Origin of the sequence: Andreesenia angusta (assembly GCF_001855385.1) — a bacterium.
Taxonomy (GTDB): Bacteria; Bacillota; Clostridia; order Tissierellales; family Gottschalkiaceae; genus Andreesenia; species Andreesenia angusta.
This window is the reverse complement of the sequence record NZ_MKIE01000008.1, coordinates 20,487-41,809: the sequence shown is the minus strand read 5'-3', so window position 1 is coordinate 41,809 and position 21,323 is coordinate 20,487. Positions and strand designations below refer to the sequence as shown.

Sequence of the window (21,323 nt, the reverse complement as noted above, 5' to 3'; positions counted from 1 at the left end):
CTAAGCTCCTTCAATTTGGATAAGTATTTTTTCGATTTCGGAGTCTACCACGCCATCTATATTCTCTTTTCTCAGCCCATGTATGGTGAGATTGTCGCCATCTATGGCTAGAGTTATCGTTCCCGGCGTAAGCGTTATTGCATTGGCAAGCACTGTCCTGTACTTGTCTGTTTTAAGCACCGTTCTGTACTCGAAAACCTGAGGATCTATCTCCAACTTTCTCCCTAGCACTATGGCAGCAACCTGGAAGTTGGATATGACTATTTCCTTTAAGAGTACCCCGACAAACCTAAATAAAAGCCATACTTTTTTAAAGCTGGACTTTCGCTTTCGCTCTATTATCTTGGAGTTGTAAAGTAGTACCCCTACACATACTACAGCTCCAACTGTCAAGCTTTCAACTTCAACCCTTTCGGAAAGAATTATCCAGAAGGCATAGAGCAGCGTAAATATTCCAATATAACTCTTCAAGTCTATTTCCTCCCATCACTTATATTTTACGAAATCTTAACTATTTCAATATGTTACAAAATAGAAAAACCTTCATATTTATTCTACTTGATTTATATTATCGTGTAAATGTATTCATAGATAAAAAGGCTATTGAAACTCAATTCGTCTCAATAGCCTTTCACTTTCCTCTATCTACCTACTTAAGTGTAACAAGCAGTTCTCCAGATTTTACGCTCTGCTCTGGAGAGATGAGCACAGACTCTACCACTCCATCTTCTGAAGCAACCACGTTTGTCTCCATCTTCATGGCCTCTATAACTGCAACAGTCTGGTTGGCTTTGATTTCATCACCTTCGCTTACAAGCACTTTTATTATAGTACCAGGTATGCTGGCTCCGATCTCTTTCTTGTTGTCAGGATCAGCCATTCTAGACTCCTGAACTGTTATTCCAGCCGCTATTATGCTGTTCTCGTCTTTTATCTTTATAGCTCTTCTAGTGTCGTTTACCTCGAAGTAAAGTGTTCTATAACCTTGATCATCTAGTCTTCCTATTTCAAGAAGCTTGATTATAAGCACCTTTCCTTCTTCTATCTCCACCTCGCAAGTCTCTTCTTCGTTCAGTCCGTAGAAGTAGATGTCGCTTCCCATCTTTGTGAAGCTTCCGTTCTTAGACACATACTCCACATACTCCTCGAACACCTTAGGGTAGAGCGCGTATGCAAGCACGTCTTTCTTACTGAATTCAATCTTGTACTTGTCTGTCAGATACTTCTCTATTGCATCGAAATCCTCTGGCTCTAATAGCTCTCCTGGCCTGCAAGTTATAGGCTCTTCCCCTTTAAGCACAAGCTTCTGAAGCTCCTCTGGGAATCCTCCTATAGGCTGACCCATCATTCCCTGGAAGTAAGATACAACTGAATCTGGGAAAGACATGTCTTTCGCCTTCTCGTATATATTCTCTGGAGTAAGGTCGTTTTGAACCATGAATATGGCCATGTCTCCAACTACTTTAGAAGTAGGAGTAACCTTTACTATATCTCCCAGCATGTCGTTTACAACTTTGTACATCTTCTTGACGTCTTCGAATCTATGTCCTATTCCGAAGCTCTCCACCTGCGGCTTGAGGTTTGAGTACTGTCCGCCTGGTATTTCGTTCTTGTATATCTCAGTAGTTCCAGACTTGAGTCCAGACTCGAACTGAGAGTAAACTGGTCTCACAGCGCTCCAGTAGTCTGATATCTCCTGAAGTCCATCTAACGAAAGACCTGTGCTTCTGTCAGTGTTTTCAAGCGCTGCAACTACAGAGTTAAGCGCTGGCTGGCTTGTAAGTCCTGCCATGCTGTTGAATGCAGTGTCAACTATGTCGACTCCGGCCTCTGCCGCCATCAGCACAGATGCAACTCCATTTCCACTTGTGTCATGAGTGTGGAAGTGGATTGGTATTCCTATTTCCTGCTTAAGCGCCTTTACAAGCTTGCTTGCAGCATGAGGCTTTAGAAGCGCCGCCATGTCTTTTATAGCAAGTATGTGGGCTCCCATCTTCTCTATCTCTTTTGCAGTCTTTACATAGTAGTCAAGAGTGTATTTGTCCCTGCTGTCATCCAGGATATCTCCTGTGTAGCAGATGCAGGCCTCAGCCACTTTTCCAGTCTTCAAGACTTCGTCTACTGCTACTTCCATTCCCTTTAGCCAGTTGAGCGAGTCGAAAACTCTGAATACGTCTATTCCAGTCTCAGCAGACTCCTTTATAAAGTCTCTTATCACGTTGTCTGGATAGTTCTTGTATCCGACTCCATTCGCCCCTCTTATCAGCATCTGGAACAGGATATTAGGTATTTTCTTTCTGAGCAGTTCAAGTCTTTCCCATGGAGACTCCTTCAGGAATCTGTACGCCACGTCGAAAGTAGCTCCACCCCAAAGCTCAAGCGAGAAAAGGTCTTTAGCTAGAACCGATGTAGGTTTCGCTATCTTCACCATGTCGTTTGTCCTAACACGTGTAGCCATAAGCGACTGGTGAGCGTCTCTCATAGTAGTGTCCGTAAGAAGTAGTCTGTTAGTTCCCTTTATCCACTCGACAAGGCCTTCTGGTCCTCTTTCGTCAAGTATCTGCTTTGTTCCTCTTAGATCTGCAGGCACTTCTACCTTAGGGATAACTGGAACATCGAACTTTTCCATAAACTCCCTTGACTTTGTGTTCATAGACTTCTCGCCTATATACTTAAGCAGTCTAAGCTCAAGGTCTGCCTCTGTGCTTATCTTGAATAGCTCAGGGTTGTTCTCTATAAATCCAGTGTCGCAGATTCCCGCTTCAAAGTCTGAATGGTTGAGCACGTTTATAAGGAACGGTATATTTGTCTTGACGCCTCTTATCTTAAGCTCTTTAAGCGCTCTCTTTACTTTTCTGATTGCGTCTGGGAAGTTTCTTCCGAATGAAGTCGTCTTTACAAGAAGACTGTCGTAGTAAGGGCTTATGACAGCGCCTGTAAATCCGTTTCCTCCGTCAAGTCTAACTCCAAGTCCAGAACCTGTTCTGTACATGTCTATAGTTCCAGTGTCAGGAGCGAAGTTGTTTAGAGGGTCTTCTGTCGTAACCCTGCACTGTATAGAGAATCCTCTAGGCTGTACGCTCTCTTGAGACTCTATTCCTATCATCTCAGAGTCAAGGCTGTACCCTTCCGCAACTAGTATCTGGCTTTGAACTATGTCTATTCCTGTCACCATCTCTGTTACAGTGTGCTCAACCTGTATTCTAGGGTTCATCTCTATAAAGTAGTGGTCCCCGTTTACGTCCATAAGGAACTCAACTGTTCCCGCACTTCTGTAGTCCACAGCTTTAGCTATCTTGACTGCGTCGGCGCAGATGTTCTGTCTCTGCTCTTCTGTTATTGATAGCGCTGGCGTGAACTCCACAACTTTCTGGTGTCTTCTCTGTATAGAGCAGTCTCTCTCGTAGAGATGAACTATGTTTCCGTGCTTGTCTCCAAGTATCTGCACCTCTATATGCTTAGGCTTTTCAAGGTATTTTTCTACGAATATGTCGTCTATTCCGAAAGCCTTCTTGGCTTCGTTTTTGGCACTGTGGTACTCAGGTATTAGCTCTTCAGGAGTTCTGACTATTCTCATACCTCTTCCTCCACCGCCTGCAGCGGCTTTAAGGATTACAGGGTATCCGCAGTACTCTGCATACTCTCTTACCTCTTCTTCTGTCTTGGCTGCCTTCTCTATACCAGGTATAGTAGGTACGCCCACTTTGTTCGCAACCATCTTGGACTTTATCTTGTCTCCAAGGCTGTCCATCATCTCGTGAGTAGGCCCTATGAACTCTATGCCCGCCTCTTCGCATTTTCTTGCAAACTCTGTGTTCTCTGAAAGGAATCCGTATCCAGGGTGGATTGCATCCACACCTTTCTTAAGGGCAAGGCTTATTATCTCGTCTATGTTGAGGTAAGCCTCTACAGGACCTTTGTTCTTTCCTATAAGGTATGATTCATCCGCCTTTGTTCTGAAAAGCGAGTTTTTGTCTTCCTTCGAGTAGATTGCCACCGATCTTATTCCAAGCTCTGCACAAGCTCTGAATACTCTTATGGCTATTTCTCCTCTGTTTGCAACCAGTATTCTTTTAAATTTCTTCAATCCAAACACCTCTCTTCTTCGTATTTTAAGCTTTTATCCTCTTATCTGTCCGTTTCCGTATATTATATACTTGGTCGAAGTAAGCTCCTTAAGCCCCATAGGCCCTCTGGCGTGAAGCTTCTGTGTGCTTATTCCAATCTCTGCTCCAAATCCAAACTCCGATCCGTCCGTAAATCTGGTGGAAGCATTTACATACACAGCCGCCGAGTCTATCTCGTCTAGGAATCTCTGCGCGCTGCTGTAATCCTCTGTTATTATGGATTCAGAGTGCTTTGTGCTGTGTGCATTTATATGCGAAACAGCCTCGTCGAAAGAATCCACTGTCTTTATGGATATGATGTAGTCTAGGTACTCTGTCTTCCAGTCGTCTTCTGTAGCTTCCACTGCGTCTTTAGCATAGGCTCTGAATCTCTCGTCGCCTCTTACCTCCACGCCTTTTTCCGAAAGCGCTTTGTATATCTCAAGCGCCGACTCTTCCAGCTTGTCGTTGTGAATCAGTACATGCTCTATTGCGTTGCATACTCCCGGCCTCTGGGTCTTGGCGTTTACCACTATAGGTATGGCCTTTGAAACGTCTGCATGAGAATCTATATATACATGACAGTTCCCAGCTCCTGTCTCTATCACAGGCACAGTGCTGTTTTCCACCACTGCCTTTATAAGTCCACTTCCACCTCTAGGTATAAGCACGTCGAGGTACTCTGTCAGCTTCATAAGCTCTGTTGTAGACTGTCTGTCGGTGCTCTTTATAAGCTGTACAGCATCTCTAGGTATTCCCGACTCCTCAAGAGATTCCTGTATTATGTCTATTATGGCTATATTGGAGTTTATGGCCTCCTTGCCGCCTTTCAGTATGACAGCATTTCCAGTTTTCAAACACAGTCCGAATCCATCCACTGTTACATTAGGTCTAGCTTCGTATATTATGCCCACTACTCCAAGTGGAACTCTCTTTTGGCCTATCACAAGGTCATTTGGCCTCTTCTTCATAGATAGAACTTCTCCGACTGGGTCTTCTAGGTTTATAAGCTCTAGTAGGCCATTTGCCATGGATTCTATCCTCTCATTATCTAGTGTAAGCCTGTCCAAGAGGGACCCCTTTACACCGTTAGCTTCAGCGGCTTCAAGATCTAGTCTGTTGGCTTCTAGTATCCTCTCCGACTCAGATATCAGCTTGTCTGCCGCTTTCTTTAAAGCCGCATTCTTATCTGTAGTAGAGAGTTTGCCTAGTACAAAGCTGGTTTCCTTTGCTCTCTTTCCTATCTCGTTTAATGTACTCAAAAAAATCTCCTCCCGTATATCACTTTTAAAAATATTACCACAAACAGAGTGATTTTTACATATTTTTTTCCGTCTCAGTAACTTTATTTAGCGCGAGAGAAATAGCGTCCCTATCTCTTCCCCATCTAATATGTTGTAAATAATGGAAGGGTCTTCGCCGTTGGCTATTATAGTGTCTATTCCCTCTTTTCCGCATATCTTGGCCGCAGTCAGCTTTGTGATCATGCCTCCTGTTCCAAACTCGCTTCCGCTTCCAGATGCAAGCGATTCAACCTCTCTTGTGACCTCTTCTACAACTGATATTATCTTGGCATCTGGATCTTTCCTAGGGTCAGCTGTAAAGAGCCCATCTATGTCTGAGAGAAGTATCAAGAGATCAGCATCCACCAGGCTAGCCACTGTAGCCGAAAGAGTGTCGTTATCTCCAAACTGGATTTCAAAAGTAGAAATAGTGTCGTTTTCGTTGACTATGGGAATTATCCCAAGCTCCAGCAAAGTATTCATCGTGTTCTCAGCGTTCTGCTTGCCCTCTAGGTTATCCATTATGTCTTTTGTAAGCAGTATCTGGGAGACAGTCTGATTGTACTCTCCAAAGAGTTTCTGGTATATCTTCATAAGTATTGCCTGTCCAACTGAGGCCGAAGCCTGCCTTTCAGGCAGAGTCATATCTGCTCTGTCTAAATTAAGTCTATTAACCCCGACTCCTATAGCTCCAGAAGAAACCAGTATAAACTGCTTTCCGCTGTTGTTTAAGTCGGAAAGAACTCTTGCAAGCTTCTCTATCCTGTTGAGGTTTAGCTTTCCGCTCTCGTGAGTAAGGGTAGTCGTCCCAACCTTTACCACTATTTTTTTTGCATCCAATATTCTGTCTCTGGCGTCCAATTCTATCCACCCTTTTCTTAAGTATACAAAATATAGATAATCAAGCCCCTTGGACCCGATTATCTATATTTGAATGATTTTTCTCTATTTGTTGCTTTCTTTCATCAAGTTGAGAAGTCCGCCAGCTTCTAGCATCTTCTGCTGTCTTTCAGTCAGGTCTATCTCCATCTCGTACTCAAGTCCTTTAGTCTTGTTCACTAGCACAAGGCTTGATCCAGAAATTTGACCTTTTACGTTTGCGACTTCCAACTCGTCTAATAAGTCTATAGTATCATAATCTGCTTCATTCTTAAATACTAGAGGCACAATTCCATTGTTTATTAAGTTCTGTCTGTGTATTCTAGCAAAAGATTTCGCCACTACAGCTCTCACTCCAAGGTAAAGTGGTGCAAGCGCTGCGTGCTCTCTACTAGATCCCTGTCCATAGTTAGTTCCTGCAACTATTACCCCTCCGCCGTTCTCTTTAGCTCTAGAAGGGAAGTCTGGGTCGCAAGGCACCAAGCAGTGGTCTGCAAGGTAAGGTATATTCGATCTGTAAGGAAGCAGCTTTGCATTTGAAGGCATTATGTGGTCAGTAGTTATATTGTCCTCTACCTTTATAAGCACTTTCCCAACTAGGTTCTCTGCAAGAGCTCCACCTTTAGGGAATGGCTTTATATTAGGTCCTCTAACTACTTCTACACTGCTTCCGTCTTCCGCCGGGCTCACTACAAGGTTGTCGTTTACTGTGTACTTCTCAGGTATAGCTATGTCGCTGAAGTCTGTTATATACTCTCTTGGATCAGTTATAACTCCTGTTATAGCTGCAACTGCCGCAACCTCTGGGCTTACAAGGTATACATCTGCTGAAACTGTTCCAGATCTTCCCTTGAAGTTTCTGTTGAAAGTTCTAAGCGATACAGCGTCAGTCTTAGGAGCCTGTCCCATTCCTATGCAAGGTCCGCATCCGCTCTCCAGTATTCTAGCTCCCGCAGCTACAAGCTTGGCAAGCGCTCCGTTCTCTGCAAGCATGTTTAGAACTTGCTTAGATCCAGGAGATATTACAAGCGAAACGTCTTCTGCAACTGTCTTTCCTTCAAGTATCTTGGCAACTTTCATCATATCTGTAAGAGATGAGTTTGTACAGCTTCCTATGGCAACCTGGTTTACTTTCTTTCCAGCTACCTCAGCTACCTTCACAACGCTGTCTGGGCTGTGTGGGCAAGCTATTAGCGGCTCCAGCTCGTCTAGGTTTATAACTAGCTCCTCGTCGTACTCCGCTCCCTCGTCTGCTGAAAGCTCCATGAATACATCTTCTCTTCCCTGAGCCTTTAGGAAAGCTCTAGTATTTTCGTCTGACGGGAATATAGAAGTAGTGGCTCCAAGCTCTGCTCCCATGTTAGTTATAGTGGCTCTGTCCGGTACTGAAAGCGACTTAACTCCCTCTCCACAGTATTCGAATATCTTGTTCACTCCGCCTTTTACAGTGAAGTTTCTAAGCACTTCAAGTATTATGTCTTTCGCAGACACTCCAGGCTTAAGCTTTCCTTTAAGCTCTACTTTTACCATAGAAGGCATAGTTATGAAGTACTCTCCTCCTGCCATTGCAACTGCAACGTCAAGTCCGCCTGCCCCTATAGATAGCATTCCTATTCCACCGCAAGTAGGTGTGTGGCTATCTGAGCCTATAAGAGTCTGCCCTGGCACTGAGAATCTCTCTAGGTGCACCTGGTGGCATATCCCGTTTCCAGGCTTAGAGAAGTATATTCCGTGCTTCTTGGCAACTGTCTGGATATATGCGTGGTCGTCTGCATTCTCAGGCCCTGCCTGAAGCATGTTGTGGTCTATATATGCAACTGATTTCTTAGTCTTAACTCTGTCTACGTCCATAGCTTCAAACTGAAGGTATGCCATAGTCCCTGTAGAGTCCTGAGTAAGAGTCTGGTCTATTCTAAGACCTATCTCTGTTCCTTTTTCCATAGTTCCTGTAACTAGATGTTCTTTTATTATCTTCTGTGCAACTGTAAGTTTCAAATACATCCCCTCCAATTTTTCTATTTATTTAATTCAGCTATATGCTCTAGTGTTACTTTCTTAAGCTCGTCGTTTCTGATCACAGTAGTTCTTCCATTTTCGTACTGCTCGTCTACCCAAGCCTTTATAGGCAAGATGGCCTCGTCCTTCTTGCCGTACTTCGCCTCTCCTTCAAGGTTGAAGTATCCATTTATCCAAGCCGCTATTCCAGCCATCCCTGAGTACTGGTTTACAGCCACTAGCGGAGGCCTTCCCAGTATCTTTCTGGTGTCGAAGGCATTGTAAATCTCCTCGTTCTTGAGAAGCCCGTCTGCATGTATCCCAGCCTTTGTCACGTTGAAGTCGTCTCCTACGAAAGGCGTCTTTTCATGTACTTCATATCCTAGCTCAGACTTGAAGTAGTTGGCAAGCTCAGTTATATGCGTAAGGTCTAGGCTCTTCATATTGCCTTTCAGCTGTCCATATTCTATCATCATGGCCTCTATAGGGCAGTTTCCTGTTCTCTCCCCTATCCCGAATACAGTTCCGTTTACACCGTTGCATCCGTACATCCAAGCCGTCGCAGAATTTGTGACTACGTTGTAGAAGTCGTTGTGTCCATGCCACTCCATAAGCCTTGACGGAACTCCACCGTAGTTCTTAAGACCATGTATAAGGGCTGGCACGCTTCTTGGAAGCTCCACTCCGTTGTAAGGAACTCCTAGCCCCAATGTGTCGCAAGCTCTTATCTTCACGTCCACACCTGAATCCTTTGAAAGCTTCATAAGCTCCTGTACAAGTGGAATTACAAATCCGAAGAAATCTGCCCTAGTTATGTCCTCAAGATGGCATCTTGGCTTTATTCCGTACTCTATAGCCTTGCTCGCCATCTCCACATAGTATCTAAGAGCCTCTTCTCTGTTCATTCCCAGCTTGTCGTATATATGGTAGTCTGAGCACGACATCAGCATGCCTGTCTCTTTTATCTCCATATCCCTTACAAGCTTAAGGTCTTCAGCCTTGGCTCTTATCCAAGATGTTATCTCCGGGAACTCGTACCCCTTCTCCTGGCATACCTCTACAGCCTTTCTGTCTTTATCTGTGTAAAGGAAAAACTCCGACTGTCTTATTATCCCCGATCCATTGTCTATTATATGAAGGTAGTCGAATATCTTAGATATCTGCTCCACTTCAAATGAAGCCATCGACTGCTGTCCATCTCTAAATGTAGTGTCTGTAACCCAGACCTCTTCCTGAAGGTCCATAGGTACAAGTACATTGTCAAATCTCGTCTTAGGCACTTCGCTGTAAGGAAATATATCCTTGTAAAGCTTCTTCTCGTCTTTCATCATTAGCTCTTTCCTCCTCTTTCTAGGTTTATCCGACCTGCACCGATTCTTGCAAGTTTAACTCTAGAACATTCATTGTTTCTTTTGAACATGTTTTCCCGACTCTTTTTAAACTGTATCTTTTATAGTGCATTATTCGCATTTCATCGATTTCTCAGTTTATTATTTTACATATTGTATTCAATTGTTAAAAATATTCTAACATAATCCATAGATATTGACAATATGTGTTGCAAGTTTTTTTTTAGTTCTTGCATTTTTGTTTGACGGCTATTTCACTGCGACTCCCATCATTTTAGCAATCCTGACAAGCGACTCTACGCCTCTGTAAAGTACATTTTCATCGAAGTTAAACTTGCAGTGATGCAGCGGGTATGCATATCCCTTTTCCTCGTTTCTAGATCCAAGTATATAGAACAGCCCTGGCACCTCCTTCTGGTAGTAGGAGAAGTCTTCAGCTATCATCATGGGCTTGAGCACTTCTATCTCCTCTTCTTCGAAAGCCTCTAACATCCTGTTGTAGAGCGCAAAGTCGTTTACAACCGCCGGGTACATATCCTCTATATACTCCTCTATCTCCACCCCATGGGCCAGCTCAAATCCCCTGTTTATCTCTGATATTCGCCTCTTTATGGTCTCGTACACGTCTTCTCTGTATGCCCTGATAGTGCCTTCAAAGCACACCTCCTCGGCCATTATGTTTCTGGCCTCTCCTCCAGCTATTTTGCCTACGCTTATGACTCCGCCCTCGACTGCCTCTATATTTCTGCTTATGATGCTCTGGTAGCTGTTTATAAGCTGGCAGGCCACGTATATCGAGTCTATCCCCTTTTCAGGCATGGCCCCATGTCCGCCTCTTCCCTTCACTCTTATATTTATCTCTCCGCATTCGGCCATTATAGGTCCATGGTTTACCGCAATCATCCCCTCTGCCACGCTCGGGTGTATGTGAAGCCCGAATATGGCCTCTACAGAGTACTTTTTCAGCAAATTGTTTCTCACTATCACCTCAGCCCCTCCAGGCCCTTCCTCTGCCGGCTGGAAGATAAGAAGTATGTTCTTACCTATCTCTGGGAGCTCTGAAACGTATCTTGCAAGCCCAAGCAGTATCGCCATATGCCCGTCATGACCGCAGGCATGCATCCTGTTCTCCATCACAGATGAGAAAGCAAGCCCTGTCTGCTCTCTAAGCGCCAACGCATCCATGTCGGCCCTAAAGGCTATGGTGCTGTCGCTAGAGTCTGTGCCTTTCCTGAATCCAACCACTCCAGTCCCGGCCACCTTTTCCACTTGATACCCGTACTCTTTCAGTTTTTTGAATATATATTTAGAAGTCTTGAACTCCTTGAATCCAAGCTCCGGTATTCGATGCAGAAACTCCCTGTTCTCGACTATCTCTTCTCTCCACTCGTCTTTCAGCAACATATGCTCAACCCCTCTTCTACTTTGATTTTCGCTTTGCTCTTTTTCTTCATTATATAACTTGTCCAGTTCCCTAGGTAGATTTTTTTGACTTTATATTTTTTATATCCAGGTGTTTTCTCTTGACACCTACTGTTTTATCTGCTAATATTTATTGAAACAATTAAAGATTACGGTGTGATAAAGAGGCCGCGGTTTTAAAGAGTAGTCTATCGACGAAAGGTGAAATCGCCGAAATGCATTTTATGTGTTGGGACTATGCTGAACAAGTATAGTACTGTCAACAGGGGTTTGCCCAGTTTCCTGTTGGAGTACTTATCATATCGAGGGCAGAAGGTTTGTTTATGAACTTTGTAAACTAGAGACTATGAGTGCCTTTTGCTCGTAGTCTTTTTTTATTATAAAAACTAAATAGAAAGCGGTGATTGTATGAAATTATTCGGAACTATGAAGACAAACAGCGAAGGTGTACTTGAAATAGGAGGAAAGTCGGTTTATGAACTAAAGAAAGAGTTCGGAACTCCACTCTATATAATGGATGAAGCTTATATAAGGGAGACTTGCAAACTGTTTGCCGACAACTTCAAATCTTCTGTACTGAGCACAGAGGTTATATACGCTTCAAAAGCTTTCTTGAACGTGGCCATGGCCAAGCTTATAAGCGAAGAGGGCCTAAGCATGGACGTAGTGTCTGGCGGAGAGATATACACTGCAATAAAGGCGGGCTTCCCTATGGAGAGGGTCTACTTCCATGGAAACAACAAGACTAGGGCAGAGCTTGAACTAGCTATAGAGCACGGACTAGGAACTATAGTGCTTGACCACAGACAAGAGATAGATACACTTGAAGCTATGCTTAAGGAAAAAGGAAAGACTCAGAGCGTACTATTAAGGGTCAACCCTGGAATAGATGCACACACTCACGACTATATAAAGACTTCAAAGCTGGACTCTAAGTTCGGAGAGTCTATATACGACGAGGACATATATGCACTTACAAAGAAGCTCTCAGAGAGCGATGCGTTCGACTTCAAAGGCTTCCACTGCCACATAGGCTCTCAGATATTCGAGGAGAAGTCGTTTATACAGGCAGCTCTTGCCATGGTGGACTTCGCGGTGGATGTGAAGGAGAAGACTGGAGTCACTGTAGAAGCGCTTAACTTAGGTGGTGGATTCGGAGTCTACTACACTGAGGAAGACGATCCTATGGAGCTTGGAGCTTTCCTTAAGCACCTTGTTTCAAACGTGGAGTCGAAGCTTTCAGAAGTCGGACTTCCAAGCCTCAAGATAATGATAGAGCCTGGAAGATCTATGGTTTCAAATGCAGGAACTACACTTTACGAAATCGGTGGAACTAAAGAGACTTACGGCGGGAAAGACTACATCTTCATAGACGGCGGAATGACTGACAATCCAAGGCCTGCCCTCTACTCTGCCAAATACGAAGGTGCCATAGCCAACAAGATGAACGAGAAGAGCACAAGGACCTACACTGTAGCCGGAAAATGCTGCGAATCTGGAGATATCATAATAAAAGATATCGAACTTCCAGAGGCTGTGCCTGGAGATCTGCTTGCAGTTTCCACTACAGGAGCCTACACTTACAGCATGTCTAGCAACTACAATAGAAACGGAAGACCTGCCGTGGTGTTCGTAAAAGACGGTTCGGCAAGACTTGCAGTTAAGAGAGAGACGCTTGAAGATCTTGTAAGAAATGATGTGCTGTAACTAAATTGGAAATCGGATGATTAATATGCTATAATTCTATGGAATTAGATTCTACAAATAAAATACGAGGTGATATATAAATGAAAAAAGTAAATTTAGCAATAGTTGGAGCTACTGGAATGGTTGGAACTACTTTTATAAAGGTTCTAGAGGAAAGAGACTTCCCTTTTGAAAACCTGTATCTGTTTTCTTCAGCCAAGTCAGCTGGAAACAAGGTGACTGTAAAGGGCAACGAGTACACTGTGGAAGAGCTTACTGAGTCTTCTTTCGACAAAGACATCGACATAGCTCTTTTCTCTGCCGGAGGAGATATAAGCAAGAAGTTCGCTCCTATCGCTAAGTCTAAAGGAGTTATAGTTGTAGACAACAGCAGCGCTTGGAGAATGGAGAATGACGTTCCTCTAGTTGTGCCTGAGGTAAACCCTGAAGACATAGACTGGAACTCTGGAATAATAGCTAACCCTAACTGCTCTACTATACAGATGATGCCTCCACTTAAGGCGCTTCACAAGGCTTTCAAGATAAAGAGAATCATCTACTCTACTTACCAGGCTGTTTCTGGCTCAGGAGTAAAAGGTATAGCAGACCTTGAAAACGGAACTACTGACAACTATCCACACCCTATCTCTTACAACTGTCTTCCACATATAGATGTATTTATGGAAAACGGCTACACTAAAGAAGAGATGAAGATGATAGAAGAGACTAAGAAGATACTTCACGACGACTCTCTTAAGATCACTGCAACTACAGTTAGGGTTCCTGTGAGAAACGGACATGCTGTATCTGTAAACCTTGAGTTTGAAAACTCTTTCGAGATGGACGAAGTCTTCAAAGTGCTTGAAAGCGCCGAAGGTGTAGTAGTTCAGGACGACGTTGCAAACAACGTATACCCAATGCAGGTAACTGCTGACGGTCACGACGAAGTGTTTGTAGGAAGAATCAGAAGAGACGAGAGCATAGAGAACGGATTAAACCTATGGGTTGTAGCTGACAACATAAGAAAAGGAGCTGCTACAAATACAGTTCAAATAGCCGAGCTGCTCGTAAAGAAAATGCAATAATAGACTGTAACTACAGGAGGACGACAGCATGACATTGTTTAAAGGTTCAGGTGTTGCCATAATAACACCTTTCAACGAAGATATGAGCATAAACTTCGACAAGCTAGGCGAGCTTATCGAATTCCAAATAGAGAACAGCACAGACGCCATAATAATATGCGGCACTACAGGTGAAGCTTCTACCCTTACAGACGAAGAGCAGATTTCTGCAATAGAGTACACTGTGAAAAAAGTAGCCGGAAGAATCCCTGTAATAGCTGGAGCCGGAAGCAACCACACTGCACACGGCGTAGAGCTATCTAAGCGTTGTGAAGAAGTAGGGGCAGACGGTATACTCTCGGTCACTCCATACTACAACAAGGCTTCTAAGAGCGGGCTCGTAGCTCACTTCACAGCTATAGCTGATGCAGTGAATATCCCGATTATACTCTACAACGTGCCGGGAAGAACAGGCGTGAATATGCCAGCGAGCGTGGTATACGAGCTTTCTAAGCACAAGAACATAGTAGGTGTAAAAGAGGCTTCAGGTGATATAGGGCTTGCCATAGAGATAGCAGCTCTATGCGGAGAGGATTTCGCGATCTACTCTGGAAACGACGACCTCATAACTCCACTTCTATCTATAGGAGGTTGTGGCGTTATATCTGTACTTGCAAATGTGCTTCCTAAGGAAACTCATGACATGGTATTCTCTTTCCTAGAAGGAGATACAGAGACTTCTAGAAAACTACAGGTAAGCCACAAGGAGTTTATAGACACACTTTTCATAGAGCCTAACCCTATACCTGTAAAAGCTGCCCTTAACCTCATGGGAAGAGGAGTTGGACCTATGAGACTCCCTCTAACGCCTATGGCCGAGGACAACGAAGCTGTGCTTGCAGCAGCTATGAAGAAACTGAACCTACTATAAGGAGGGGTTTTATGACTAAGATTATACTTTGCGGATGCAACGGCGTCATGGGAAGAGTTATAGACGGAGTTGTAGCAGAAGATCCAGGTGCTGAAATAGTCGCAGGTGTAGACCTGTTTGACGGAGTTGAAAACAGCTACCCTGTATTCAAGGACATAAGCGAGTTCAGCGGAGAGGCTGACGCCATAATAGACTTCTCTAAGCCGGAGGCGCTTCCTAGCATACTCGACTACTCTGTGAAAACAGGTATCCCGGCTATTATAGCTTCTACAGGGTACTCTGAAGATGAGCTGGAGAGCATGAGAGAAGCTTCGAAAAAAGCGCCTATCCTCTTCTCTGGAAATATGTCGCTCGGGGTGAACGTGCTTATAGACCTTCTGAGAAAGGCTGTGAACTCGCTCCCTGGTTTCGACATAGAGATAATAGAAAAGCACCACAACAAGAAAGTGGACTCACCTAGTGGAACTGCCAGGATGCTTGCAGATGCCGCAAACGAAGAGTTGAACGGTCAAATGAGTTTCGTCCACGGACGTGTTGGGAACGACACTAAGAGGACACCTAACGAGATTGGAGTTCACGCCGTAAGAGGCGGCTCTATAGTTGGAGAGCACACAGTTATATTTGCTGGAGTGGACGAGATAGTGGAGATAAAGCACACTGCTATGTCTAAGAAGATATTTGCAGTCGGCTCTGTAAGAGCTGCTCACTACATGACTGGAAAGCCAGCAGGCCTTTACAGCATGAGCGATCTATTCAGCGCTGAATAAGCATAAAAAAGAGAATCCAATTGGATTCTCTTTTTGCTTTTCAGTATATATAGATACTTGTTAAGTAGAATACAGCAAAGTCATAGTAGCTGAGCAGCGTCATGGAGACTTGTTATAAATACAGAACAAACGAAAATGCGTTTTAATCCGGTGTTTGAGCGGTTCTAGTGTATTTATCAAATCGGAGTGTGCTGGCAGCTTATGACTTTGTCTATTCAAACAACATAAGACTATAATATCTTTGAAACAGCGCCTATAAGCTCGCCATGGTGTTTTTCTATTTCAGAGGACTGCTCTCCGTCGCTTTCAGACAGTATGACTATTACTGCATCATGCTCGGGCAGCACTGTAAGGTACTGATTTCCATAGCCAAGCGCAGAGACTGTAGCCACTCCCCTTGTCTTCTTGACCCATATATGATAGCCGTAGTGAAGAAGACCGGCTTTGACATGAGGCTTTATCATCTCCTCTATATATTCCCTAGAGACTACTCTTTTCCCATTCCAGATTCCTCCGCCTAGAATAAGAACCCCTAGCTTCAGAAGATCCTCAGCCTTTAGGCTAAGTCCAAACGAGCCTATATTGTATCCCTCTGGGTCCCTATCCCAAGCCAGCGCCCTCTTCCAACTGTAGCTGCTCAGTCTGTACTCAAGTTCTGGCACATCTTCCATAAGCTCTATGCCTAGCGGATTGAATAGATGATCTTTTGCAAAGTCCTCAAGGCTCATTCCCGAAGCATTTGAAATCGCAATCCCCAGCAGATGCGAAGAGCCACCGTTGTACTGGAATACTCCAGCTCTCTCCTCTGCTATTTCCTTCGAGCATATATACTCTTTCCACGATGCTTTTCTTATAAGCCCTTCGCTCCAGTCCATGCCAGAGGTCATGGTCAGGTGACTTCTTATGCTGACCCGCTGCGCTCCCGGAACGTATACGCTTATGTCGTCATCCAAGCTCCCTATATAGCCCTTGTCCACAGCTATACCCATCAAGATCGAAACAACTGTCTTGGTGATGGAGTTTATGGGGTGTATAGTATCCCGGCTCACTCTGCCGCTGTACTTTTCATACACCGTCTTTCCGCCTTTAAACACCAGCAGACAGCTGCACTTTTTATTTGAAGTCAGTTTATCAGCTATTTCCTTCAAATCAATCACCTTCGTTGTAGACTATCTGAACGGTAGGGTCTTCAAGCACTTTTCTGGCTACAGCTATGATCTCTTCTTTTGTGATGCTGTTCAGCGTCTCTAGGTCTTCCTCAAAGGCATGGAGATTTTTATTCGAGACAAGCTGACCAAGTACGTAGTTACAGAGGCTCTCAGGATCTATCATAGTAGAGGCTATCGCCGTCTTTATGACCTTCTTCATTATCTCTATATTCCTATCCTCTATTAGGTGACCATCTTTAAGGCCGTCTATTATTGCGTCTATTCTCCCTCTAGCCGTCTCTACATCTTCTGCGTGAAGCGATGTGTAGATGTTCAGCAGCTTTACGTGGTCGCTTGCGTCCATGTCAGAGTAGACTTCGTAGGTAAGCCCCAGGTCTTCCCTTAGCTCCTTGAACAGTATGGAGTTCGGACTCTCCCCCAGCCTGTAGTTCAGGATTTCAAGCGCTATCTCTTCCCTTCTCGTAAGCTCGTAGAAAGTGTACATGTAGATTATGGTGCTCTGCTCTATGTCTTTCTTGTGCTTTATCCCCTCTATTGCCCTGTTTGCTTCATCTTCTATCTTGAGCTCCTCGACCTCGGAAGCTTCCCATGACCCGAAGTAGTTCTCCGCAAGCTCTACCACTTCGCCGTGGTCATACGGCGACACCACCGTCAGCACAGCGTTGTTGGGTCTGTAGTATCTTCTGTAGAAATCCCTGACCTGATCTATGGTGTATCCCCTCAAGAGTTTTTCATTCCCAGCTATATCCCATTTCAGAAAGCTCTTGTCGAATGCAAGCCTGTGCGCAAGCGAATAGCTGTAGTTTTCCAGATCGTCCAGCCCGCTTCTGATTTCAGATATAATCACTGACTTCTCTTTTTCAAATTCCTCCACCGGAAATGTAGGGTGAGTAGTTATATCAGATATGATGTCCAGCGATGGCTCTAGCTCTTCCGAAAGGCCAGTTATGCCGTATATAGTGTCTGAGTAGGTGGTGTAAGCAGTGTAGCTTCCACCTCGCTCCTCTATGTCGCTGTTTATGTCAAAGTTGCTTCGCTTTTCAGTCCCCTTGAAGAGCATATGCTCTATGAGGTGGCTAAGCCCCTTTTCATCTTCCCTCTCATACATGGACCCTACCTTCACCCCAAGCTGAGATGAGAATATCAGCTCTCCGTTTTTTATAGTTACAACCTTGAGTCCATTTTTCAGTACCGTTTCCATTGAATCAAAATATCTTCCCATATATTCCTCCAAACTTTTCTATAGACTTTATTATATCGGAGTTTGCTTTACAAGTATACAAAGAAAAGCCAGAGTTTGAACTCTGGCTTTATCCTCCAAGGTATGCTTTTCTTATATCCTCGTTCCCCAGAAGATCCTTCGCATCTCCTCCGAGAACTATCTTTCCTGTTTCAAGCACGTAAGCCCTGTCTGCGATTGAGAGCGCCATATTGGCATTCTGCTCTACTAGCAGGACAGTCATGCCTGTGGCGTTTATCCTCTCTATTATGCTGAATATCTCTCTTACAAGTATCGGGGCAAGTCCCATAGAAGGCTCGTCCATCAGCAGTATCTGAGGGTTTGACATAAGCGCCCTTCCTATGGCGAGCATCTGCTGCTCTCCTCCCGAGAGAGTTCCAGCCAGCTGCTTTCGCCTCTCCTTGAGCCTTGGGAACATCTCGTAAGCCCTTATCTTTCCCTCTTCTATCTTGGACTTGTCTTTCACAGTGAATCCGCCAAGCTCTAGATTGTCCTCTACAGTCATCTGGGTAAACACCCTTCGCCCCTCCGGAACCTGAGCTATGCCGTTTTTCACTATCTTGAAAGACTCCGACTTCGTTATATCTCTTCCTCTGTACTCTATATTCCCAGACTTGGGCTTTATGAGTCCAGATATTGTCTGGAGTATAGTCGTCTTTCCAGCGCCGTTGGCCCCTATAAGCGTGACTATCTCTCCAGATTTAACTTCGAAGCTTATGTTCTTTATGGCATGTATCATGCCGTAGTACACATCTAAATCGTTTACAACTAGCATCTCTCCGCCTCCTCTACTCTCCTAGATACGCCTTTATGACTTCAGGGTTCTGCTTTATCTCTTCAGGTGTTCCCTTTGCAAGCATAGTCCCGTAGTTCAGCACCACAAGCCTTTCGCATATCCCCATTACCAAGTTCATATCGTGCTCTATCAAGAGTATAGAGACTTTAAACTTCTCTTTTATAAGAGCTATGGACTCCATCAGCTCTTTTGTCTCTTGAGGGTTCATGCCGGCAGCCGGCTCGTCAAGCATCAGTATCTTGGGGTCTGTAGCAAGCGCTCTGGCTATCTCCAGCTTTCTCTGCTTTCCGTAAGGCAGGTTCTTGGCTGTGACGTCGGCCAAGTCCTCCATTCCAAATATAGCTAGAAGCTCTCTCGCCTTCACATCCACTTCGCGCTCCTCTACCCAGTACTTTGGAAGCTTTAATATGGCTGACACTATGCTGTAGGTCATGTTTTTCTGGAAAGCCACTTTCACATTGTCTATTACAGATAGGTTTTCAAATAGCCTTATATTCTGGAAAGTCCTAGCTATTCCCTTTCTGACTATCTGGTAGGGCTTAAGCCCAACTACGCTCTCTCCGTTTATAGTTATGTCTCCGCTAGTGGGAACGTATACTCCTGTCAGCATGTTGAAAGTAGTAGTCTTTCCGGCGCCGTTAGGGCCTATAAGCCCCACTATCTCGTCTTCGTATATCTCAAGGTCGAAACTGTCTACAGCCTTAAGGCCGCCAAACTGTATCCCTATGCTCTTAGCCTCTAGTATGGCCATTATTCTTCACCTCCGAGCCCTTCCGTCTTCATATCTTCCTTGTCTCTCTTCCTTATAAAGCTGAACTCTTTAGTCCCAAGCAGTCCCGACGGCTTGAACAGCATTATTCCAAGCAGCATAACTGCGTATATAAGCAGTCTGTAGTCTGAAAAATCTCTCAGCAGTTCTGGAAGCACTGTCAGTATTATGGCCGCTATTATAGATCCCGTTATGCTTCCCATTCCTCCAAGCACCACTATAACCAGTATCTCTATAGAGAACATGAAGTTGAACTTCTTAGGGTCTAGCACCATCATGTAGTGGGCGAAGAGCCCGCCTGCAACTCCTGCAAAGAATGCAGAAAGCGCAAAAGTGAACACCTTGTAGAACTCTGTAGGCACACCTACAGCATCTGCCGCTATCTCGTTCTCTCTTATCGAGATTATGCTTCTTCCATGTCTAGAGTTCATAAGCGAGAATATGACTACGACCACTATCACCATTATCCAGAATATATTCGTAAAGTCAGTCAACGGGTATATTCCCCTAAGTCCCAGCGGCCCGCCTGTTATCTCCAGGTTTATAAGCAGGACTCTTATCATCTCTCCAAATCCAAGCGTTATTATACCCAGATAGTCTCCTCTAAGCCTAAGCGCAGGTATTCCAACCACAACACCGAAAAGCCCTGCCATAAGCCCTCCTATCAAGAGCGAAATCACTAGAAGCAGTATGTCTGGAAGCCCCGCGCCGGCATTCAGTGTAAAGAGCGCCGATGCATATGCTCCTACAGCCATAAACCCTGCATGTCCCAGTGCAAGCTGACCTAGGAATCCTGTAGTCAGGTTGAGGCTCGTAGCCAGTATTATATTTATTCCGATCATCATTATTATCCCCTCGTAGTACATGTCTATCACGCCTACGCTTATGAGGGTGTTCAGCACTACAAACAGTGCCAGCACAAGGGCCGTATTTATAGCATATCTCTTTTTCCTGTTGTTCATATCTGTCTCACCTCTTTTCTATACTTTCTCTTTAGTGTTCTTTCCAAGCAATCCTGCCGGCTTTACAAGTAGAACCACTATCAGTATTCCAAATACTACAGCATCTGAAAGCTGACTTGAAATATAAGCCTTTGTAAGACTCTCTGCGATTCCCATTATAAATCCGCCTATCATGGCTCCAGGTATCACACCTATGCCTCCAAGCACTGCGGCTACAAAGGCTTTAAGTCCTGGCATAGTTCCCATATAAGGGTCTATAAGCGGATATGCCATGCTGAAAAGTATTCCTCCTATTGCAGCTAGCATAGATCCGACTGCAAAAGTGACAGATATAGTTCTGTTTATATTTATTCCCATAAGAGAAGCGGCCTTGCTGTCCTGCGAAGTCGCTTTCATTGACTTTCCAATCATGGTCTTGTTTATAAATATCTCAAGCGCAATCATAAGCGCAACTGAAACGACTATTGTCAGTATAGTTATTCCATCTAGCCTTATACCGCCTAAACTCAAGCTTCCCAGTGAAACTGTCTTAGGAAAAGGCTTTGGATCAGGCTTGAATAGTATCATAAATAGATTCTGTATAAAAAGGCTGACCGCTATGGCGGTTATAAGAGCCGAAATCCTAGGCGCATTCCTGAGAGGTTTGTATGCAAACTTCTCTATGGCCATACCTATAAGGGCGCACAAAATAGCACTGATGACTATTACGGCCCATATCGGAAGTCCCGACGAAAGCATGAAATAGGCTAAAAAGGCGCCTATCATAAGAATATCTCCATGGGCAAAGTTTATAAGCTTGATTATTCCATACACCATAGTATAGCCTAGCGCTATAAGGGCGTATATGCTGCCTACATGAAGCCCGTTTATCAACTGCTGGATAAGTTTCTCCATAATTTTCCCTC

General features: G+C 44.3%; 17 protein-coding genes and 1 riboswitch. Of the genes, 4 read left to right on the top strand and 13 right to left on the bottom strand.

The window, feature by feature from the left end:
- The 7 genes from EUAN_RS09295 to EUAN_RS09265 form a co-directional block, all read right to left on the bottom strand.
- Entirely contained in the window at nucleotides 1-471 is a 471-nt protein-coding gene (locus EUAN_RS09295) for a Na+/H+ antiporter subunit E (protein ID WP_071063978.1), read from the bottom strand.
- A 178-nt stretch (nucleotides 472-649) separates the two neighbouring features.
- Nucleotides 650-4,087 (bottom strand): pyruvate carboxylase, encoded by a 3,438-nt coding sequence (locus tag EUAN_RS09290; protein WP_071063976.1) that lies wholly within the window; start codon nucleotides 4,085-4,087, stop codon nucleotides 650-652.
- Nucleotides 4,088-4,120: 33 nt separating this feature from the next.
- A complete protein-coding gene (locus EUAN_RS09285) occupies nucleotides 4,121-5,368 on the bottom strand; it encodes a glutamate-5-semialdehyde dehydrogenase (protein WP_084655877.1) in 1,248 nt (415 codons plus the stop codon).
- Nucleotides 5,369-5,455: 87 nt separating this feature from the next.
- Entirely contained in the window at nucleotides 5,456-6,229 is a 774-nt protein-coding gene (gene proB / locus EUAN_RS09280) for a glutamate 5-kinase (RefSeq protein ID WP_245674480.1), read from the bottom strand.
- A 105-nt stretch (nucleotides 6,230-6,334) separates the two neighbouring features.
- Nucleotides 6,335-8,263 carry an aconitate hydratase gene (locus EUAN_RS09275; RefSeq protein WP_071063969.1) on the bottom strand — a complete coding sequence of 643 codons (1,929 nt, stop codon included), beginning with the start codon at nucleotides 8,261-8,263 and terminating at the stop codon, nucleotides 6,335-6,337.
- A gap of 20 nt (nucleotides 8,264-8,283) precedes the next feature.
- The gene (locus EUAN_RS09270; RefSeq protein WP_071063967.1) at nucleotides 8,284-9,594 is read right to left on the bottom strand and encodes a beta/alpha barrel domain-containing protein; all 1,311 of its coding nucleotides are present in this window, start codon (nucleotides 9,592-9,594) and stop codon (nucleotides 8,284-8,286) included.
- A 267-nt stretch (nucleotides 9,595-9,861) separates the two neighbouring features.
- On the bottom strand, nucleotides 9,862-11,016 hold the full coding sequence (locus tag EUAN_RS09265; RefSeq protein ID WP_071063965.1) for a M20 metallopeptidase family protein: 1,155 nt from the start codon (nucleotides 11,014-11,016) through the stop codon (nucleotides 9,862-9,864).
- Between the two features lie 172 nt (nucleotides 11,017-11,188).
- Nucleotides 11,189-11,337: riboswitch (Lysine riboswitch) on the top strand.
- Nucleotides 11,338-11,442: 105 nt separating this feature from the next.
- Here EUAN_RS09265 and lysA point away from each other — a divergent pair.
- From lysA to dapB, 4 genes are all read left to right on the top strand, one after another.
- On the top strand, nucleotides 11,443-12,741 hold the full coding sequence (lysA, locus tag EUAN_RS09260; RefSeq protein WP_071063963.1) for a diaminopimelate decarboxylase: 1,299 nt from the start codon (nucleotides 11,443-11,445) through the stop codon (nucleotides 12,739-12,741).
- 80 nt (nucleotides 12,742-12,821) lie between these two features.
- Nucleotides 12,822-13,805, top strand: coding sequence for an aspartate-semialdehyde dehydrogenase (locus EUAN_RS09255; RefSeq protein WP_071063960.1), 984 nt, complete (start codon nucleotides 12,822-12,824; stop codon nucleotides 13,803-13,805).
- 28 nt (nucleotides 13,806-13,833) lie between these two features.
- Nucleotides 13,834-14,715 (top strand): 4-hydroxy-tetrahydrodipicolinate synthase, encoded by an 882-nt coding sequence (gene dapA / locus EUAN_RS09250; protein WP_071063958.1) that lies wholly within the window; start codon nucleotides 13,834-13,836, stop codon nucleotides 14,713-14,715.
- A gap of 11 nt (nucleotides 14,716-14,726) precedes the next feature.
- The gene (gene dapB, locus EUAN_RS09245) at nucleotides 14,727-15,482 is read left to right on the top strand and encodes a 4-hydroxy-tetrahydrodipicolinate reductase (protein ID WP_071063956.1); all 756 of its coding nucleotides are present in this window, start codon (nucleotides 14,727-14,729) and stop codon (nucleotides 15,480-15,482) included.
- Between the two features lie 230 nt (nucleotides 15,483-15,712).
- Here dapB and EUAN_RS09240 read toward each other — a convergent pair whose 3' ends face one another.
- From EUAN_RS09240 to EUAN_RS09215, 6 genes are all read right to left on the bottom strand, one after another.
- Nucleotides 15,713-16,630: a serine hydrolase domain-containing protein gene (locus EUAN_RS09240; protein ID WP_071063954.1), complete on the bottom strand. Its 918-nt coding sequence runs from the start codon at nucleotides 16,628-16,630 to the stop codon at nucleotides 15,713-15,715.
- A gap of 1 nt (nucleotide 16,631) precedes the next feature.
- Nucleotides 16,632-17,873: a M16 family metallopeptidase gene (locus EUAN_RS09235; RefSeq protein ID WP_071063952.1), complete on the bottom strand. Its 1,242-nt coding sequence runs from the start codon at nucleotides 17,871-17,873 to the stop codon at nucleotides 16,632-16,634.
- Nucleotides 17,874-17,961: 88 nt separating this feature from the next.
- Complete coding sequence (locus tag EUAN_RS09230) at nucleotides 17,962-18,666, bottom strand: ABC transporter ATP-binding protein (protein ID WP_071063950.1); 705 nt, start codon at nucleotides 18,664-18,666, stop codon at nucleotides 17,962-17,964.
- 13 nt (nucleotides 18,667-18,679) lie between these two features.
- The gene (locus EUAN_RS09225) at nucleotides 18,680-19,438 is read right to left on the bottom strand and encodes an ABC transporter ATP-binding protein (RefSeq protein WP_071063948.1); all 759 of its coding nucleotides are present in this window, start codon (nucleotides 19,436-19,438) and stop codon (nucleotides 18,680-18,682) included.
- Nucleotides 19,438-20,418 (bottom strand): branched-chain amino acid ABC transporter permease, encoded by a 981-nt coding sequence (locus tag EUAN_RS09220; RefSeq protein ID WP_071063946.1) that lies wholly within the window; start codon nucleotides 20,416-20,418, stop codon nucleotides 19,438-19,440. The genes EUAN_RS09225 and EUAN_RS09220 overlap by 1 nt, the downstream gene beginning before the upstream one ends.
- A gap of 18 nt (nucleotides 20,419-20,436) precedes the next feature.
- A complete protein-coding gene (locus EUAN_RS09215) occupies nucleotides 20,437-21,312 on the bottom strand; it encodes a branched-chain amino acid ABC transporter permease (protein WP_071063944.1) in 876 nt (291 codons plus the stop codon).
- Between the last annotated feature and the right edge of the window lie 11 nt (nucleotides 21,313-21,323).

Bases quoted from the DNA above. Each gene is read 5' to 3' on its own strand.
- EUAN_RS09270 (WP_071063967.1), bottom strand. From the start codon at position 9,594: ATGATGAAAGACGAGAAGAAGCTTTACAAGGATATATTTCCTTACAGC.
- EUAN_RS09265 (WP_071063965.1), bottom strand. From the start codon at position 11,016: ATGTTGCTGAAAGACGAGTGGAGAGAAGAGATAGTCGAGAACAGGGAG.
- lysA (WP_071063963.1), top strand. From the start codon at position 11,443: ATGAAATTATTCGGAACTATGAAGACAAACAGCGAAGGTGTACTTGAA.
- EUAN_RS09255 (WP_071063960.1), top strand. From the start codon at position 12,822: ATGAAAAAAGTAAATTTAGCAATAGTTGGAGCTACTGGAATGGTTGGA.
- dapA (WP_071063958.1), top strand. From the start codon at position 13,834: ATGACATTGTTTAAAGGTTCAGGTGTTGCCATAATAACACCTTTCAAC.
- dapB (WP_071063956.1), top strand. From the start codon at position 14,727: ATGACTAAGATTATACTTTGCGGATGCAACGGCGTCATGGGAAGAGTT.
- EUAN_RS09235 (WP_071063952.1), bottom strand. From the start codon at position 17,873: ATGGGAAGATATTTTGATTCAATGGAAACGGTACTGAAAAATGGACTC.
- EUAN_RS09230 (WP_071063950.1), bottom strand. From the start codon at position 18,666: ATGCTAGTTGTAAACGATTTAGATGTGTACTACGGCATGATACATGCC.
- EUAN_RS09225 (WP_071063948.1), bottom strand. From the start codon at position 19,438: ATGGCCATACTAGAGGCTAAGAGCATAGGGATACAGTTTGGCGGCCTT.
- EUAN_RS09220 (WP_071063946.1), bottom strand. From the start codon at position 20,418: ATGAACAACAGGAAAAAGAGATATGCTATAAATACGGCCCTTGTGCTG.
- EUAN_RS09215 (WP_071063944.1), bottom strand. From the start codon at position 21,312: ATGGAGAAACTTATCCAGCAGTTGATAAACGGGCTTCATGTAGGCAGC.